At 60.7% G+C, this 15,705-nt stretch carries 16 protein-coding genes and 1 pseudogene; 3 read left to right on the plus strand and 14 right to left on the minus strand.

Annotated elements, in window-relative coordinates; genetic code table 11:
* Positions 1-9: 9 nt before the first annotated feature.
* The 7 genes from acpS to lepA all read right to left on the minus strand — a co-directional run bounded on the left by acpS (position 10) and on the right by lepA (position 6,561).
* Complete coding sequence (gene acpS / locus AWX27_RS22205) at positions 10-390, minus strand: holo-ACP synthase (protein WP_019452319.1); 381 nt, start codon at positions 388-390, stop codon at positions 10-12.
* A complete protein-coding gene (pdxJ, locus tag AWX27_RS22210) occupies positions 390-1,121 on the minus strand; it encodes a pyridoxine 5'-phosphate synthase (protein WP_047730060.1) in 732 nt (243 codons plus the stop codon). The genes acpS and pdxJ overlap by 1 nt, the downstream gene beginning before the upstream one ends.
* Positions 1,122-1,192: 71 nt before the next feature.
* Positions 1,193-1,924 carry a DNA repair protein RecO gene (gene recO / locus AWX27_RS22215; protein WP_060425047.1) on the minus strand — a complete coding sequence of 244 codons (732 nt, stop codon included), beginning with the start codon at positions 1,922-1,924 and terminating at the stop codon, positions 1,193-1,195.
* A 6-nt stretch (positions 1,925-1,930) separates the two neighbouring features.
* On the minus strand, positions 1,931-2,839 hold the full coding sequence (era, locus tag AWX27_RS22220; RefSeq protein ID WP_004929162.1) for a GTPase Era: 909 nt from the start codon (positions 2,837-2,839) through the stop codon (positions 1,931-1,933).
* Positions 2,836-3,516 (minus strand): ribonuclease III, encoded by a 681-nt coding sequence (gene rnc, locus AWX27_RS22225; protein WP_004929158.1) that lies wholly within the window; start codon positions 3,514-3,516, stop codon positions 2,836-2,838. The genes era and rnc overlap by 4 nt, the downstream gene beginning before the upstream one ends.
* 235 nt (positions 3,517-3,751) lie before the next feature.
* The gene (gene lepB, locus AWX27_RS22230) at positions 3,752-4,729 is read right to left on the minus strand and encodes a signal peptidase I (RefSeq protein WP_033644122.1); all 978 of its coding nucleotides are present in this window, start codon (positions 4,727-4,729) and stop codon (positions 3,752-3,754) included.
* A 32-nt stretch (positions 4,730-4,761) separates the two neighbouring features.
* Complete coding sequence (lepA, locus tag AWX27_RS22235; RefSeq protein ID WP_033648940.1) at positions 4,762-6,561, minus strand: translation elongation factor 4; 1,800 nt, start codon at positions 6,559-6,561, stop codon at positions 4,762-4,764.
* A 518-nt stretch (positions 6,562-7,079) separates the two neighbouring features.
* Between lepA and AWX27_RS22240 the strand changes: the two genes are divergently transcribed.
* On the plus strand, positions 7,080-7,916 hold the full coding sequence (locus AWX27_RS22240) for a hypothetical protein (protein ID WP_060425048.1): 837 nt from the start codon (positions 7,080-7,082) through the stop codon (positions 7,914-7,916).
* Here AWX27_RS22240 and rseC read toward each other — a convergent pair.
* From rseC to rpoE, 4 genes are read right to left on the minus strand one after another with little or no spacing between them, the layout of a single operon-like run.
* Positions 7,913-8,389, minus strand: coding sequence for a SoxR-reducing system protein RseC (gene rseC, locus AWX27_RS22245; protein ID WP_033635627.1), 477 nt, complete (start codon positions 8,387-8,389; stop codon positions 7,913-7,915). The genes AWX27_RS22240 and rseC overlap by 4 nt on opposite strands.
* Positions 8,389-9,345 (minus strand): sigma-E factor regulatory protein RseB, encoded by a 957-nt coding sequence (rseB, locus tag AWX27_RS22250; protein WP_025303948.1) that lies wholly within the window; start codon positions 9,343-9,345, stop codon positions 8,389-8,391. Before rseB ends, rseC begins: the two co-directional genes overlap by 1 nt.
* Positions 9,345-9,998, minus strand: coding sequence for an anti-sigma-E factor RseA (gene rseA, locus AWX27_RS22255; protein ID WP_049200771.1), 654 nt, complete (start codon positions 9,996-9,998; stop codon positions 9,345-9,347). Before rseA ends, rseB begins: the two co-directional genes overlap by 1 nt.
* Positions 9,999-10,028: 30 nt before the next feature.
* Positions 10,029-10,604, minus strand: a complete 576-nt coding sequence (gene rpoE, locus AWX27_RS22260) for an RNA polymerase sigma factor RpoE (protein WP_004929136.1) — start codon at positions 10,602-10,604, stop codon at positions 10,029-10,031.
* 214 nt (positions 10,605-10,818) lie between these two features.
* Between rpoE and nadB the strand changes: the two genes are divergently transcribed.
* Complete coding sequence (gene nadB / locus AWX27_RS22265; RefSeq protein ID WP_195892972.1) at positions 10,819-12,420, plus strand: L-aspartate oxidase; 1,602 nt, start codon at positions 10,819-10,821, stop codon at positions 12,418-12,420.
* 38 nt (positions 12,421-12,458) lie between these two features.
* Here the strand turns inward: nadB and AWX27_RS22270 are convergent, their stop codons facing one another.
* The gene (locus tag AWX27_RS22270; RefSeq protein WP_060425053.1) at positions 12,459-13,238 is read right to left on the minus strand and encodes a tRNA(1)(Val) (adenine(37)-N(6))-methyltransferase TrmN; all 780 of its coding nucleotides are present in this window, start codon (positions 13,236-13,238) and stop codon (positions 12,459-12,461) included.
* A gap of 99 nt (positions 13,239-13,337) precedes the next feature.
* On the opposite strand from AWX27_RS22270, the gene srmB reads away from it, so the two are divergent.
* Entirely contained in the window at positions 13,338-14,660 is a 1,323-nt protein-coding gene (gene srmB / locus AWX27_RS22275) for an ATP-dependent RNA helicase SrmB (protein ID WP_016929798.1), read from the plus strand.
* Between the two features lie 52 nt (positions 14,661-14,712).
* Here the strand turns inward: srmB and AWX27_RS22280 are convergent, their stop codons facing one another.
* Together AWX27_RS22280 and AWX27_RS22285 are read right to left on the minus strand one after the other, a co-directional pair.
* Positions 14,713-15,468 (minus strand): ankyrin repeat domain-containing protein, encoded by a 756-nt coding sequence (locus AWX27_RS22280; RefSeq protein ID WP_060425055.1) that lies wholly within the window; start codon positions 15,466-15,468, stop codon positions 14,713-14,715.
* Positions 15,461-15,705: pseudogene (locus tag AWX27_RS22285) on the minus strand (phospholipase); the annotation flags it as partial. The pseudogene AWX27_RS22285 and the gene AWX27_RS22280, both read right to left, overlap by 8 nt.

Raw genomic sequence — 15,705 nt, forward strand, 5'->3', positions numbered from 1 at the left:
TTTCTCTTTTCAGCTTTCGACGATCACCGTCGCGCAGGCGTAGCGCCGTTCGTCGGCCAGCGAAACGTGGATCGCGGCGACCCCCATCTCCCCGGCCAGCTCGGCGGCGCGGCCGTGCAAACGAATATTCGGCTTGCCCAACGCATCGTTGAACACTTCGAACTGATTGAACGCCAGGCCGTTGCGAATGCCGGTGCCGAACGCCTTGGCGGCGGCCTCTTTCACGGCGAAACGTTTGGCCAGAAAGCGAATCGGCTGCTGGTGCTGCTGATACAGCGCCCACTCGGCGTCGCTCAGCACGCGGCGTGCCAGACGATCGCCGCTGCGCTCCACCACCGCTTCGATACGCGCCATCTCGACGATGTCGGTACCCAGCCCGAGCACCGCCATTACCGACGCGCTTCCCGCATCAGCACTTTCATGTCGGCAACCGCGGCCGGCAGCCCGCACATCACCGCCTGGCCGATAATCGCATGGCCGATGTTCAGCTCGTGCATTTCCGGCAGCGCGGCAATTGGCTGCACGTTGTGGTAGGTCAGGCCGTGGCCGGCGTTGACCTTCAGCCCCTTCTCGGCCGCGTAGGCGGCGGCTACCGCGATGCGGCGCAGCTCGGCCTGTACTGCCAGCTCGCCCTGCGCTTCGGCATAGGCACCGGTGTGAATCTCGATATAAGGAGCGCCCACCGCCACCGCCGCGTCGATCTGGCGATGATCGGGATCGATGAACAACGAGACCAAAATGCCCGCCTGCGCCAGGCGCTCAACCGCCACGCTCATTTTGTCCAGCTGGCCGGCGACGTCCAGGCCGCCTTCGGTGGTCACTTCTTCACGCTTTTCCGGCACCAGGCAGCAGAAGTGCGGCTTCAGCTCAATGGCGATGTCCAGCATCTCGTCGGTCACCGCCATCTCCAGATTCATGCGCGTCTGGATGGTCTGGCGCAGCAGGCGCACGTCGCGGTCGGTGATGTGGCGGCGGTCTTCGCGCAGATGCACGGTAATGCCGTCGGCCCCCGCCTGTTCGGCAATGAATGCCGCCTGAACCGGATCCGGGTATTGGGTTCCGCGCGCGTTACGTAACGTGGCGATGTGATCGATATTGACGCCCAGCAGCAAATCAGCCATGACAACCTCTAAATACGATTTTCAGTGCCAGCAGTTTACACGCGGGCGCAGGGCGGCAAAAGGGGAAAAGGTCAGGCGTCGTCGACCGGCGTATTCGGCTGTTTGCGCACGAACTGGCGGAACAGTTCGCGGCTCTTCAACGGCTTGCCGCCGAGGTAGGGTTTCAGCGCCATACGGGTGAAACGCTTGGCGGCGCGCAGCGTCTCGGCATCGGGAAACTGCCGCTCCGCCAGCGCGCGCAGTTCGCGCCCGGTGAAGCTGTAGTGATCCACCACCAGGCTGGCGATAAAGCCTTTCTCTTCGCGGTAACGATAGGTCATGGCATCATCCACCGGCAGGCCGCTGCCGGCGCAGTGCAGGAAATCGAGGCCGTAGCCCAGGTGATGCAGCAAGGCCAGTTCGAACTGACGCAGCGCCTGTTCCGGCGAGCTGTCTTCCGCCGCCAGCGCCTGCAGGCATTGCAGATAGTCGAAGAACAATACCGAATAGTTGGTTTCCTGCTCCAGCACGCGCGCCAGCAGTTCGTTCACGTACAGGCCGCTGTAAAGCATCATGCCGCTGAGGGGTAAACCGAGGGAGACCGCTTCGGCGTTGCGCAGCGTTTTCACTTCGCCGCGGCCGCCCCAGCGCACTAACAGGGGGGTAAAGGGTTGCAGGCAACCCTTCAGATTGGAGCGGCGGCTGCGCGCGCCTTTCGCCAGCAAGCGCACCCGCCCATGACCTTCGGTAAACAGCTCCAGCATCAGACTGGTTTCACTGTACGGCCGCCCATGCAGGACGAAAGCGCGCTCCCAGCCGTCCACGGATCGTTACTTCAGATCGTCAACATAGCCCAGGCTGCGCAGCGCACGTTCGTCGTCCGCCCAACCGGATTTCACTTTCACCCACAGCTCGAGATGCACTTTGGCGTCGAACATCTGTTCCATGTCCTGGCGCGCTTCGATGCCGATGGTTTTGATCTTGGCGCCTTTGTTGCCGATGACCATTTTCTTCTGGCCTTCGCGCTCGACCAGGATCAGGCCGTGCACATCGTAGCCGCCGCGATCGTTAGCCACGAACTGTTCGATTTCCACCGTCACCGAATACGGCAGCTCTTCGCCCAGGAAACGCATCAGCTTCTCGCGGATGATCTCGGACGCCATAAAGCGCTGCGAGCGATCGGTGATGTAGTCTTCCGGGAAGTGGTGTTCCGCTTCCGGCAGCAGCTTGCGCACGATGCCGGCGATGGTGTCGACGTTCATCCCTTTCTCGGCGGAGATAGGCACCACGTCGAGGAAGTTCATCTGCTGGCTGAGGAACGCGATGTGCGGCAACAGCTTGGATTTGTCGGTGACGTTATCAACCTTGTTGATCGCCAGCAATACCGGGCAGCGCAGGCTGCGCAGCTTGTTGACCACCATTTCGTCGTCGGCGGTCCAGTTGGTGCCTTCGACCACGAAGATCACCAGTTCGACGTCGCCGATCGAGCTGCTGGCCGCGCGGTTCATCAAGCGGTTGATGGCGCGTTTTTCTTCGATGTGCAGCCCTGGGGTGTCGACGTAGATCGCCTGATAGGCGCCATCGGTGTCGATGCCCATGATGCGGTGACGGGTCGTCTGCGGCTTACGCGACGTAATGGAAACCTTCTGCCCCAGCAGTTGGTTCAGCAACGTCGATTTGCCCACGTTCGGGCGGCCGACGATGGCGATAAACCCGCAGTGTTGTTTTACTTCGCTCATTCAAGCTCCAGCTTTTTCAGCGCTTGTTCCGCTGCCGCCTGCTCGGCTTTACGGCGGCTCGAGCCGGTGCCCACCACGGGCTCGCTCAAACCACTCACCTGGCAGTGGATGGTAAACTCTTGGTCGTGCGCTTCACCGCGAACCTGCACCACCAAATAAGAAGGCAACGGCAGATGACGCCCCTGCAAAAACTCCTGCAAACGGGTTTTCGGGTCTTTCTGCTTATCACCGGGGCTGATTTCGTCCAACCGGCTGCGATACCAGTCCAAAATCAGACGCTCGACGGTCTGGATGTCGCTGTCCAGGAACACGCCGCCGATCAATGCCTCCACCGTATCCGCCAGGATTGACTCGCGGCGGAACCCACCACTTTTCAATTCACCCGGCCCCAGCCGCAGACATTCGCCCAGGTCAAACTCGCGCGCCATCTCCGCCAGCGTGTTGCCGCGCACCAGCGTGGCACGCATGCGGCTCATATCGCCCTCGTCTACGCGAGGAAAGCGGTGATAGAGCGCATTGGCGATGACAAAGCTCAGAATAGAGTCACCCAGAAACTCAAGACGTTCATTGTGTTTACTGCTGGCGCTGCGGTGAGTCAAAGCCTGCAGTAAAAGCTCCTGCTGTTGAAAAGTGTAGCCCAGCTTCCGCTGCAGCCTGTTTATTACGATGGGGTTCATGAGTTACCAATAGATCAAGAATGCGTCAAAAACTTGCAGCATACGGAACAGGCCTGCTTCGCCGAAAGCCGATCCAAAGCTGTTTCGTTTGCAGTGGCTCCCAGCAGGAGCCAACTTTTTATCGCTCGAGAAAGTATTCTACAACGAGTGGAAACATAATGCTGTGTTTATATCCCCTTAATCTTTCACGCCGCAGTAGGCTGCGGCGTGAAATAGACAGAGAATAAGTCAGCGATTAATGAATGCCGCCGATCCGGCTGAAACGCACGCCGGTAGGCCACTCACCTTCCTGCTTTTCAAAGCTCATCCAGATGGCCGTGGCTTTACCCACCAGATTTTTCTCCGGCACAAAGCCCCAGTAGCGGCTGTCCGCGCTGTTGTCGCGGTTGTCGCCCATCATGAAGTAATGCCCGGCCGGCACCACCCACTCCGCCAGCGGTTTGCCCGGCTGTTGGTAGTAAGCGCCTACCTGATCCTGCGTGCCCGGCACGGTCAGGATGCGGTGGGTCACGTTGCCCAGGCTCTCCTGACGCTCGCGCAGACGAATGCCGCCCTGCGGCACGTTGTCGTTCAGCGGGATTTGGTAGAAGCCGTTGCTGGCCTCGCCCATGCCGCTGCGGCTGAACAGCTGCACGAAGTCGCTCGGCTGGGCGTCCGCGTAGGTCACCGCCAGCGCGGTATCGCAGGACTGCCCGCTGTTGCAGGACGGCTGCACCGTAACGCGCTTATTCACCGGATCGTAAGTAATACGATCGCCCGGCAGGCCAATTACGCGCTTGATATAATCGAGCTTCGGATCCAGCGGATATTTAAATACCGCAATATCGCCGCGCTTCGGATGGCCGGTTTCAATGAGCGTGGTCTGGGTAATCGGATCTTTAATGCCGTAGGCATATTTCTCCACCAGAATGAAATCGCCAATCAACAGCGTCGGCATCATTGAGCCGGACGGGATCTGGAACGGTTCGTAAATAAACGAACGCACCACAAAGACCAGCAACAGCACCGGGAACACCGATGCGCCAGTCTCTACCCAACCAGGCTGCTTCGCCACTTTCGCCAGCGTTTTATCGTCTACGGCGCCCGCGGTCTGCTCGTTGACCGCCGCGATCTTCGCGCGGCGGGCCGGCGCCCATTTAAAGCGCTCGAAGCACCAGATGATCCCGGTGACCAGGGTGGCCAACGCCAGGATCAGGGCAAACATATTCGCCATGCAAACTCCCTCGTTTCGCGAACTCGTCGCGGTTACTTGCCGTCTTTACCGACGTGCAGAATGGCCAGGAACGCTTCCTGCGGCAGCTCGACGTTGCCGACCTGCTTCATGCGTTTCTTACCGTCTTTCTGTTTCTGCAGCAGCTTTTTCTTACGGCTGACGTCACCGCCGTAGCATTTCGCCAGCACGTTTTTACGCAACTGCTTCACGGTGGAACGCGCGATGATGTGCGTGCCGATCGCCGCCTGAATCGCGATGTCGAACTGCTGACGCGGGATCAGATCTTTCATCTTCTCCACCAGTTCACGGCCGCGATACTGCGAGTTGTCGCGGTGGGTGATCAGCGCCAGCGCATCCACGCGCTCGTTGTTGATCAGCACGTCCACGCGCACCATGTCGGAAGCCTGGAAGCGCTTGAAGTTGTAATCCAGCGACGCATAACCGCGCGACGTGGACTTCAGGCGGTCGAAGAAGTCGAGCACCACTTCCGCCATCGGGATTTCATAGGTCAACGCCACCTGGTTGCCGTGGTAGACCATGTTGGTCTGCACGCCGCGCTTCTCAACGCACAGGGTGATGACGTTGCCCAGGTATTCCTGCGGCATCAGCATGTGACATTCGGCGATCGGCTCGCGCAGTTCCTGGATGTTGTTCAACGGCGGCAGCTTGGACGGGCTGTCGACGTAGATCACTTCTTTGCCGGTGGTTTCCACTTCGTAGACGACCGTCGGCGCGGTAGTGATCAGATCCAGATCGTATTCACGCTCCAGACGCTCCTGAATGATCTCCATGTGCAGCAGGCCGAGGAAGCCGCAGCGGAAGCCGAAGCCCAGCGCGGTGGAGCTTTCCGGCTCGTAGAACAGGGAGGCGTCGTTGAGGCTCAGTTTGCCCAGCGCATCGCGGAAGGATTCATAGTCGTCGGAGCTGATCGGGAACAGACCGGCGTACACCTGCGGCTTCACTTTCTTGAAGCCCGGCAGCGCTTTATCCGCCGGCTGACGCGCCTGCGTCAGGGTATCGCCCACCGGCGCGCCGAGGATGTCTTTGATCGCGCAGACCAGCCAGCCCACTTCGCCGCAGTTCAGCACGTCGCGATCGACCTGCTTCGGCGTGAAGATGCCCAGGCGATCGGCGTTGTACACCTGGCCGGTGCTCATGACCTTGATCTTGTCGCCCTTGCGCAGCGTGCCGTTCTTGACGCGCACCAGAGACACGACGCCCAGGTAGTTATCGAACCAGGAGTCGATGATCAGCGCCTGCAGCGGCGCATCCGGATCGCCCTGCGGCGGCGGGATATCGCGCACCAGGCGCTCCAGCACGTCGGGCACGCCGACGCCGGTTTTGGCCGAGCAGCGCACCGCATCGGTAGCGTCGATGCCGACGATGTCTTCGATTTCCTGTGCGGCGCGATCCGGATCGGCGGCCGGCAGGTCAATCTTGTTCAGTACCGGCACCACTTCCAGATCCATTTCGATCGCGGTGTAGCAGTTGGCCAGCGTCTGGGCTTCTACGCCTTGACCGGCGTCCACCACCAGCAGCGCGCCTTCGCAGGCCGCCAGCGAGCGGGAAACTTCATAGGAGAAGTCAACGTGGCCGGGGGTGTCGATAAAGTTGAGTTGATAGGTCTGCCCATCCAGCGCCTTATAATCCAGCGTCACGCTCTGCGCTTTGATGGTGATGCCGCGCTCGCGCTCCAGATCCATGGAATCGAGCACCTGCGCGGCCATTTCACGGTCGGACAAGCCACCGCAGATTTGGATAATGCGGTCAGACAGCGTCGACTTACCGTGGTCAATATGGGCAATAATGGAGAAATTTCGTATATGCTTCATTATAAAAGTTTTTCTGCCTTGGTATTTCTGAATTACTCGCCTATAGAAACCCGCATGGACCTAAAGCGACAGTGAATGGGTTAGGCCGTCTTGCACCTGAATCGCTGCATTCTACATGCCACACCACTGAAAACCTAGCGATCGGTGCAGTGAAGGCATTCTATTATGCGCAGCTAAATGTTACAGGGCACCCCGGCGGGTGAAAACAGATGTTAACGCGGACGATACGGCCTGAACCCAAGGCTTGCAGGTGCTCCGTGGCCGTCAAACTCCGGCGCTAATACATAACCGGCCGCAGCGCAATAAACCCTCTCCGAAATTATAAGAAAAGAATATTTGGATCAACCTCTTAGAATTCCATTTCGCCCCTCTGCCTTTAGGAAAAACCCCATATACGCCACCACCGCCCCTCGGATAGAAAGGGCATGAACTCCGCGACAAAACATTATTCCGGGCACTACATCGGCAGCCCACCGGGGTTCAGCAGCATATCTGCGTACGTTGATTGGAAGGTGCATATGATCGATAAAGGGCAAATGCTGAGCCGGCACGATTTTTCGAAGGTCAACTGGGGCATTCTGGCGGCGGCGGCGCTGCTGTTTAGCGTGGGAGCCGCGCTGTTGGTGCTGCCGCTGCTGAGCAGCATTGATGAGAGTGAAGTCATCACGCTGTTGCAGGCCGGCGCGGGCACGGTTTTACTCGGCTGTACGCTGCTGGCGCTGCGGCACTATCTGCGCCCGACGCTGACCTATCGCCTGTACGAGCACGGCGTGCGGGTCTTTGACGGCCACCATCACAAAGAGCGCTTCATCCCGTTTGAGAAGATCGGCGACATCTATCGCTTTCACGGCGGCAAAGCTTTTGGCGGGCTGTTTGACGTCACGGCGTTCCGCGCCGGCGCGGATCAGCCCTGGTGTACGGTTTTCAGCAACGTCGCCCATTCGTGGCGGCTGGCGGACGTGATCGTCGACCAACAGCTGCAGCAGCGCGGGCCGCTGGCGCTGAATGCGCTCTATCAGGGGGAGACGGTGTCGTTTCACACCGTTGAGGGCGATGCGCGCTGGCTGTGGCAGTTGCTGCTCGGCAAGCGGCAAGGCACGCCGACCGAAACGCTGCGGCTGAGCGCCACCCTGCTGACCACGGAACGGGGCAACGTGCCGATCGAGCAGATCCGCGCGGTGGAAAACCATCCGCAGCGCGGCATCCGCTTGCTCGACGGCCAGGGAAATGTGCTGTTCGCGATTAACTACGATTCGCTGCTCAGCGCCGATCTGTTCATCGCGCTGCTGGAGCATATGATCCACAACCGCATCCCCGCCTATCACAACCCGGCGATGACGCGGCCGCCGGTTTAAATCAGCGGGGAATTTTCCGCCTGCATGCGCATCGCGGTAGGCGGCAACCCAATCTGCAGCACCACCGGCTGATAATCGGCCTGCTCACCCAGACGCCGGGCCAACCGGCGCGCCAGCATAAAGGCCGCCGCGCCGCCCAGTACGGCGCCGACGGCCGCCGAGGCGTCGCTGCCGAAACAATATTGCAGCAACGTGCCGCCCAGCATCATGCCCAGCAGCGGCGTCAGGTAAACCAGCATGGCGGAGCGCAGCAGGCTGCCTTCCGCAATGCCGACCTCGACACGCTGCCCCGGTTCGAGCGGCTGATCGATATGCACCTGCAGCTGATGCTCGGTTTCCGGCACCAGCTCGTTCAACGCGCGCGCGCCGCAGCCGGAGCGCGCGGTACAGCTGCCGCAACCGGCCTTGGGTTCACAGCGCAGCAGCGCTACGCCCTGTTGCCACGAAACCACCGTGGCCCACTCTTTCATCATTACGGCGATACCTTGAAAGAAATGCTGTCGGCGATGCGTTTGGCCGTAGCCGGCGGCAATTCGCCCACGATAGTGATTTCGTTACCCGCGCGCACTTCGGTCTGAATGGTACGGCGCCCCTGACGGTAGTATTGCTGCCCGGCTCCGCTGCCCGCCGGGCTGACGTTGACCGAGAAGCTGAACAGACCGTCGCTGTAAAGCCGGGATTCGACCGGCACGGCAACGTTCGGTAATTTGCGGCGATTGCGCGCCACCTCGTCCACCCCGGCCGGCAGCCAGCCGGTGCTCCAGCTGAGCTGGACGTTCTCCACCGCCGGCAGCGACAACAGCGGTGGCAGGTTGGCCTTGAGCAGCCCCTGCATCGCGCCCTGCACGTCGGCGCCGACCGCGAAGGAGATCACCCGATATTGCTCCAGCGTTTCGCCGTCGCGGTCGAGCAGATCCACCCGCAGCGGCAGCTTGGTGTCCTCGTCCATCCAGACGATGTAGCTGTAGCGGGAACCGTCGCGCGCCACCACGCGCAGCACTTCACACGGCCGATCGGCGATGCGGGTGCTGCCCACGGAGATGAAGTCGTAGTACTTGGCCAGACGGGTGAAATCGGCATAGACGATCGCCGGCAGCGCATCGACGATGTGATCGCCGGTGAGCGTGAACGGCTCCAGACCAGGCTCGAAGTAGCTGATCCCGCCGCCGCGCTGCAATACTTCGCGGCGCGGGCCGTCCATATGCAACAGCTGGCCGAGCGGCACGTTGCCGATCACCGCATGGCGATAGCGCAACGACTCGATTCCCTGCTTGCTGATGCTGATGTAGGCGAGCTCGTAATTGAGAGAACGGCTGGCGCTGCTCATCTGTTGCAATAACGCCCCGGACGCAGTTGGCTGCGCCGGGGCGATGCTGGAATAGAGCAGGCTGCCCGTCAATAAACAAACGGAGAACCAGATTTGCTTCATTACTGCTGTTGCATTCCTAAAGACTGAGTTCCGGGAACCTGAATGGCAGCCTGTTGCGGGTTGCTTTGTTCAAGCTGCAGCTGATCCGAATGCAGGCGACGTTGCAGTTCATAGTCCTGCAGCATGGCGTTGATACGCTTGCGCTGTTCCTGCACCTGCTGCTGTTGGCCGCTGCCGGTGGAGAAGCTGTCGGCCGGGACGCCCAGGCTGACCGGTGAGGCCTGGCCCATGATCGGCAGCGTGGTGAAGGCCGGCGATTCGGACGCGTTCGATGACGCAGCAGGTTGGTTATAGTGCTGTACGCCGACGATCACCGCCAGCGACACGCAGGCCGCCATACCGATTTGCGTAATCTGGCTCGCCCAAGGACGCACTTTGTCCCAGAACGGCATTTTCTGCCAGGTGTGAGGCTGCGGCTGAGATTCCTGAACGGCGGAAGGCACCAGCCGGGCGGGTTCTTTCTCAAGTGCAGCGGCTACGCGATCGGCGATGTCGAGATGCATCACTTGCCCGACATCACCTCGCAGTGTGTCACGTATCAGGTGATAGCTCTGCCAGCTTTGTTGAAGCGTTCGATCTTGCGACAGAGAACTCAACAGCTCGCTGTCGAACGATTCACCATCCATCAGAGCGGAAAGCTTTTCTTTCTGCATGCCTAAGTACCCTTCCTGTGCCCGCCATTGCTAACGCTGGATCAGCGGTTGAACTTTATTATCGATAGCTTCCCGGGCGCGGAAAATACGCGAACGTACGGTTCCGACCGGGCAATCCATGATGGCAGCTATCTCTTCGTAGCTTAGACCATCCAACTCCCGCAGGGTAATCGCCATGCGAAGATCCTCAGGGAGCGACTCAATGGTACGGAAAACTATCTGTCTCAGCTCTTCTGACAACATTAAGTTCTCAGGGTTCGAAATTTCTTTCAGTGCGCCCGCACTTTCGTAATTTTCCGCATCGTTGGCGTCCACATCACTGGATGGCGGACGGCGCCCCTGAGCAACCAGATAATTCTTTGCCGTGTTCACGGCGATTCGATACAACCAGGTATAAAAAGCGCTGTCGCCACGGAACGATTCCAGTGCGCGATAGGCCTTGATAAACGACTCCTGCACCACATCGGGCACATCGCCCTGCGGCACATAGCGGGAAACGAGACTCGCCACCTTATGCTGATAGCGCACTACCAGTAGGTTAAACGATTTCTGATCGCCCTTTTGGACCCGCTCGACCAGAACTTGATCCGTTAACTGCTCGCTCATCCGAGGTAAACTCTCCCCAAATCCGTCTCCACGCGTAAAATTGTACTGCCAGCCATACATTATTTTCCTGAGCAAGCACTCGCTTGGAGTTCATATAGAACACGAAGTTCCATATCGCCATTGTTTTTTCTGTTGATGTCGCCCTATCCGTGGCTTTTGCCCGGACAGTTAGGCTAACATGAAATTCACTCTTCTTCTGCACACATCATACGTTATGCAACCATCATCTGAACATGTTAGCGATGTACTGATCGTCGGCAGCGGCGCTGCGGGCCTGTCACTGGCGCTGCGCCTGGCGCAGCATTGCAAGGTTACCGTTCTCAGCAAGGGGCCGCTCAGCGAGGGCGCCACCTTTTACGCCCAGGGCGGGATCGCCGCGGTGTTCGATGAGACGGACAGCATTGCCTCACACGTTGATGACACTTTGATTGCCGGCGCCGGCCTATGCGACAAAGAGGCCGTCGAATTCATCGCAGGCAACGCGCGCCACTGCGTGCAGTGGCTGATCGATCAGGGCGTGCTGTTCGACACCGAGGTCAACGCGCAGGGCGAGGAGCATTATCACCTCACGCGCGAAGGCGGCCACAGCCATCGCCGCATTCTGCACGCCGCGGACGCTACCGGTAAGGAAGTAGAGACCACGCTGGTGGGGAAAGCAAGCGCTCACCCCAATATTTGCGTGATGGAGCGCTGCAACGCGGTTGACCTGATTACCTCGAACAAAATCGGCCTGCCGGGCACCCGCCGAGTGGTGGGCGCTTACGTCTGGAACCGCGAGCTGGAGCGGGTGGAAACCTACCGCGCCAAAACGGTGGTGTTGGCCACCGGCGGCGCAGCCAAGGTATACCAATACACCACCAACCCGGACATCTCCTCCGGCGACGGCATCGCCATGGCCTGGCGCGCCGGCTGCCGGGTCGCCAACCTGGAGTTCAACCAGTTCCACCCGACCTGCCTGTTCCATCCTCAGGCGCGCAACTTCCTGCTGACCGAAGCGCTGCGCGGCGAAGGGGCTTATCTGAAACGCCCGGACGGCAGCCGCTTTATGCCGGATTTTGACCCGCGCGGCGAACTGGCCCCGCGCGATATCGTCGCCCGCGCCATCGACCATGAAATGAAGCGCCTGGGCGCCGACTGCATGTACCTGGACATCAGCCACAAGCCGGCGGAGTTCATCACCCAGCACTTCCCGATGATCCACGAGAAGCTGCTGACGCTGGGCTTCGATCTGACTCGGCAACCGATCCCGATCGTCCCGGCGGCGCACTACACCTGCGGCGGCGTGATGGTCGATCAGCACGGCCGCACCGATCTCGACGGGCTGTACGCCATCGGCGAGGTCAGCTATACCGGCCTGCACGGCGCCAACCGCATGGCGTCGAATTCGCTGCTGGAGTGCCTGGTGTACGGTTGGTCGGCGGCGGAAGACATTCTGCAGCGCCTGCCGTTCATTCAGCAGGCCAAACAGGTGCCGCACTGGGATGAAAGCCGGGTGGACGATGCGGACGAACGGGTGGTGATTCAGCACAACTGGCACGAGCTGCGGCTGTTCATGTGGGATTACGTCGGCATCGTGCGCACCACCAAGCGGCTGGAGCGCGCCCTGCGCCGCATAAACACGCTGCAGGCGGAAATCGACGAGTACTACGCTCACTTCCGCATCTCCAACAACCTGCTGGAGCTGCGCAATCTGGTGCAGGTGGCCGAGCTTATCGTGCGCAGCGCCATGGCGCGCAAAGAGAGCCGCGGCCTGCACTACACGCTGGACTATCCGGATATGCTGCCGGAAGCGCTGCCGACCATTTTGCAGCCTTAAACTCTGCGACAGGGCGCCTAATCGGCGCCCTTTTCTTTTCAGTAGAACAGGTAGAAGTCGGCGATCAACCGGCGGAAATCGTCGGTGTAGCTGCCATCGGCCTGTTTGATCGCCAGCGCCTGCTCCCGCAGCGGCGTTTCCCGCCGCGTCAGCGCCAGCAGCACCCGATGCAGCGGCGTATCGGCCCGATCGCTGACGTTCACTTTCGCCGCCGTCTGCCAGCCGCTTTGCTGCGCCAGACGTTCGAATTCGGCGCCGATGTCATGCGGCAGCACCACGCAGAACGTTCCCTGTTCCGCCAGCAGCTGTGCCGCACAGGCCAACAGCGCATCGTGCGTCAGGGTTTCGGTGTAGCGCGCGTTGTGGCGCGCCTGGTCGCGGCAGGCCACCGCCGGCTCGAAATAAGGCGGATTACTGACGATCAGATCATACTCAGCGGCATGCTGCTGCGCATAATGGTGAATATCCTGCGCATGCACGCGGACCCGCTGCGGCCACGGCGATTCCGCCGCGTTTTCGCGCGCCTGGCCGGCGGCGGCTTCATCCAGCTCCACCGCGTCAATGGTCACTTCGTCGCCGCTGCGCTGCGCCAGCATCAGCGCGATCAGCCCGCTGCCGCTGCCGATGTCCAGCACCCGGCGCGCCTGCCCCAGCGGCGCCCAGGCGCCGAGCAGCACCCCGTCGGTGCCCACTTTCATGGCGCAACGATCGTGGGCGACAAAGAATTGTTTAAAGGTAAAACCCCCGCGGCGCGGGGTAAAATCGGCTTTCGATCGCTTGCTCACACTCACCACCTGGCTATAAAACTGGCGTAGCATAAGGCAATCTGATCGACGGGAAAAGAGCGGCTTTCCGCTTAAATAGGTGAAGATCGCGGCCAACCCGTCTATAATCGGCGCCCCAAGTAGAGGTAGACCATGACAGCAACCACTTTTTCCGAACTCGAACTCGATGATCGCCTGATCGACGCGCTGCGCGACAAAGGCTACGATCGCCCCACCGCCATTCAGGCCGCTGCGATCCCGCCGGCGATGGACGGGCGCGACGTCTTAGGTTCGGCTCCGACCGGCACCGGCAAAACCGCCGCCTTCCTGCTGCCCGTGTTGCAGCACCTGCTGGACTTTCCACGCAAAAAATCCGGCCCGCCGCGCGTACTGATCCTGACGCCAACGCGTGAACTGGCGATGCAGGTCGCCGATCAGGCGCGTGAATTGGCTGCTCATACCTCGCTGGATATCGCCACCATCACCGGCGGCGTCGCTTACATGAACCACGCGGAAGTGTTCAGTGAAAACCAGGACGTGGTGGTTGCCACCACCGGCCGTTTGCTGCAATACATTAAAGAAGAGAACTTCGACTGCCGCGCGGTGGAAACCCTGATCCTCGACGAAGCCGACCGCATGCTCGATATGGGCTTCGCGCAGGACATCGAAACCATCTCCGCCGAAACCCGCTGGCGCAACCAGACGCTGCTGTTCTCCGCCACGCTGGAAGGCGAAGCGATCCGCGAATTCGCCGAGCGCATCCTGAAAGAGCCGGTGGAAGTGGAAGCCGATCCGTCGCGCCGCGAACGCAAAAAGATCCTGCAGTGGTATTACCGTGCCGATGACGTGCAGCACAAAACCGCGCTGCTGATCCACCTGCTGAAGCAGCCGGACGTGCAGAAATCGGTGATCTTCGTGCGCAAACGCGAGCGCGTGCACGAGCTGGCCACCTGGCTGCGCGAAGCAGGCATCAACACCTGCTATCTCGAAGGCGAAATGGTGCAGGCCAAACGCAACGAAGCGGTCAAACGCATGATGGATGGCCGGGTTAACGTGCTGGTCGCCACCGACGTTGCCGCACGCGGTCTGGATATCCTCGATATCACCCACGTGTTCAACTTCGACATGCCGCGCACGGCGGACACCTACCTGCACCGCATCGGCCGTACCGGCCGCGCCGGGCGCAAAGGCACCGCCATTTCGCTGGTGGAAGCGCACGACCATCTGCTGCTGGGCAAAGTGGGCCGTTACCTGAATGAGCCGCTGAAAGCGCGCGTGATCGATGAGCTGCGGCCGAAAACCAAGGTGCCGAACGAGAAGAGCAACGGCAAGCCATCGAAGAAAGTGCTGGCCAAACGCGCGGAAGATAAAGCGAAGAACAAAGAAAAGGCCAAGGTGAAAGTGCGCCACCGTGACGCCAAAAACGTCGGCAAACGCCGTCAGGCGAAGGCCAAACCGGCCGGCGACGCGGAATAACCCCCGCTGCCTAAGAAAAAACCGCCTGTACAGGCGGTTTTTTTATGGGCGTTTACGGCTGCGCGTAGTGCGTGGCCAGACGGTGCCCCTGCAGCCATTTATCCAGTTCGCGGAACTGTGCCTTCAGTTCGTCATTCTGCAAATGCGCCGGCGTTTGCGAGAAGTAAAACTGGAACGCGACGCCCTGCTGGTTGCGCGCCCGGGCATCGGCCCCGGCCTGCAACAGCAACAGCGCCAGGTGCGGCGCGTTAATCTTCGCCGCCAGATGCAGCGGGGTATCCCCCAGCCGATCGCTCAAGGTGGTGTCCGCCCCGGCCGCCAGCAACAGCCGCAGTTGCTCTTCACGCCCGGCCAGCACCGCCGCCGCAAGCGGCGTGGCGCCGGTAACGGCATTACGCACGTTCACCTGCGCCCCTTCGGCCAGCAAAAGCCGCAGGTACTGCGCGTCTTGCAGCATCGCCGCGGTGTGCAGCGCGCTGTTGCCGTCCAGCCCCGCCGCCGCCGGGTCGGCACCGAGATCCAGCAACGCCTGCACGCTATCCGGCTGCTGCGAAAGCACCGCCCACTGCAACAGCGTGACCTGCCGATCGCCCCGCTCGCGCAAACGATCCTGCGTGGCCTGCGCATGGATACCCTGCGTATCACCGCGCGCCACCGCCTGAGCCAGCGCCAGATTGCTGCGGCCGTCAAACGGCGAAATCTCCTGCCCCATCTGTTGCTCCTTAGCCATCATCAGTAAACCGGTCACCGCGACCAGCGCCAGTAAGGCTATCGCCAGCGCCCGCCGCAAGCGACGCCCTTCAGGCATTGGCCTTCGCCTCCCACGGCTTTTGTTCCGCCATCGAGCTTATCACCTTGTCGATGCCGTGCGCCGTCAGGCTGCGATCCAGATGCTTGCTCGGCCGCCAGTCATCGATGCCGGTCAGGGTATCGTTGTTGGCCAGGGTGATGTTGTGGCCGATGGCGTCCGGGATCAGCGAGGTCGACTCCTGGGTGCTGGTCAGCATGTCATATTGCTCGCTGTAGCGGCGAATACCGCCGGCTT

Source organism: Serratia sp. 2880STDY5682894 (genome assembly GCF_001537385.1).
Lineage (GTDB): Bacteria > Pseudomonadota > Gammaproteobacteria > Enterobacterales > Enterobacteriaceae > Serratia > Serratia nevei.

Coding starts and splice junctions, on each gene's coding strand:
- acpS (WP_019452319.1), bottom strand. CDS start 390: ATGGCGGTGCTCGGGCTGGGTACCGACATCGTCGAGATGGCGCGTATC.
- pdxJ (WP_047730060.1), bottom strand. CDS start 1,121: ATGGCTGATTTGCTGCTGGGCGTCAATATCGATCACATCGCCACGTTA.
- era (WP_004929162.1), bottom strand. CDS start 2,839: ATGAGCGAAGTAAAACAACACTGCGGGTTTATCGCCATCGTCGGCCGC.
- rnc (WP_004929158.1), bottom strand. CDS start 3,516: ATGAACCCCATCGTAATAAACAGGCTGCAGCGGAAGCTGGGCTACACT.
- lepB (WP_033644122.1), bottom strand. CDS start 4,729: ATGGCGAATATGTTTGCCCTGATCCTGGCGTTGGCCACCCTGGTCACC.
- lepA (WP_033648940.1), bottom strand. CDS start 6,561: ATGAAGCATATACGAAATTTCTCCATTATTGCCCATATTGACCACGGT.
- AWX27_RS22240 (WP_060425048.1), top strand. CDS start 7,080: ATGATCGATAAAGGGCAAATGCTGAGCCGGCACGATTTTTCGAAGGTC.
- rseC (WP_033635627.1), bottom strand. CDS start 8,389: ATGATGAAAGAGTGGGCCACGGTGGTTTCGTGGCAACAGGGCGTAGCG.
- rseB (WP_025303948.1), bottom strand. CDS start 9,345: ATGAAGCAAATCTGGTTCTCCGTTTGTTTATTGACGGGCAGCCTGCTC.
- rseA (WP_049200771.1), bottom strand. CDS start 9,998: ATGCAGAAAGAAAAGCTTTCCGCTCTGATGGATGGTGAATCGTTCGAC.
- rpoE (WP_004929136.1), bottom strand. CDS start 10,604: ATGAGCGAGCAGTTAACGGATCAAGTTCTGGTCGAGCGGGTCCAAAAG.
- nadB (WP_195892972.1), top strand. CDS start 10,819: ATGCAACCATCATCTGAACATGTTAGCGATGTACTGATCGTCGGCAGC.
- AWX27_RS22270 (WP_060425053.1), bottom strand. CDS start 13,238: ATGCTACGCCAGTTTTATAGCCAGGTGGTGAGTGTGAGCAAGCGATCG.
- srmB (WP_016929798.1), top strand. CDS start 13,338: ATGACAGCAACCACTTTTTCCGAACTCGAACTCGATGATCGCCTGATC.
- AWX27_RS22280 (WP_060425055.1), bottom strand. CDS start 15,468: ATGCCTGAAGGGCGTCGCTTGCGGCGGGCGCTGGCGATAGCCTTACTG.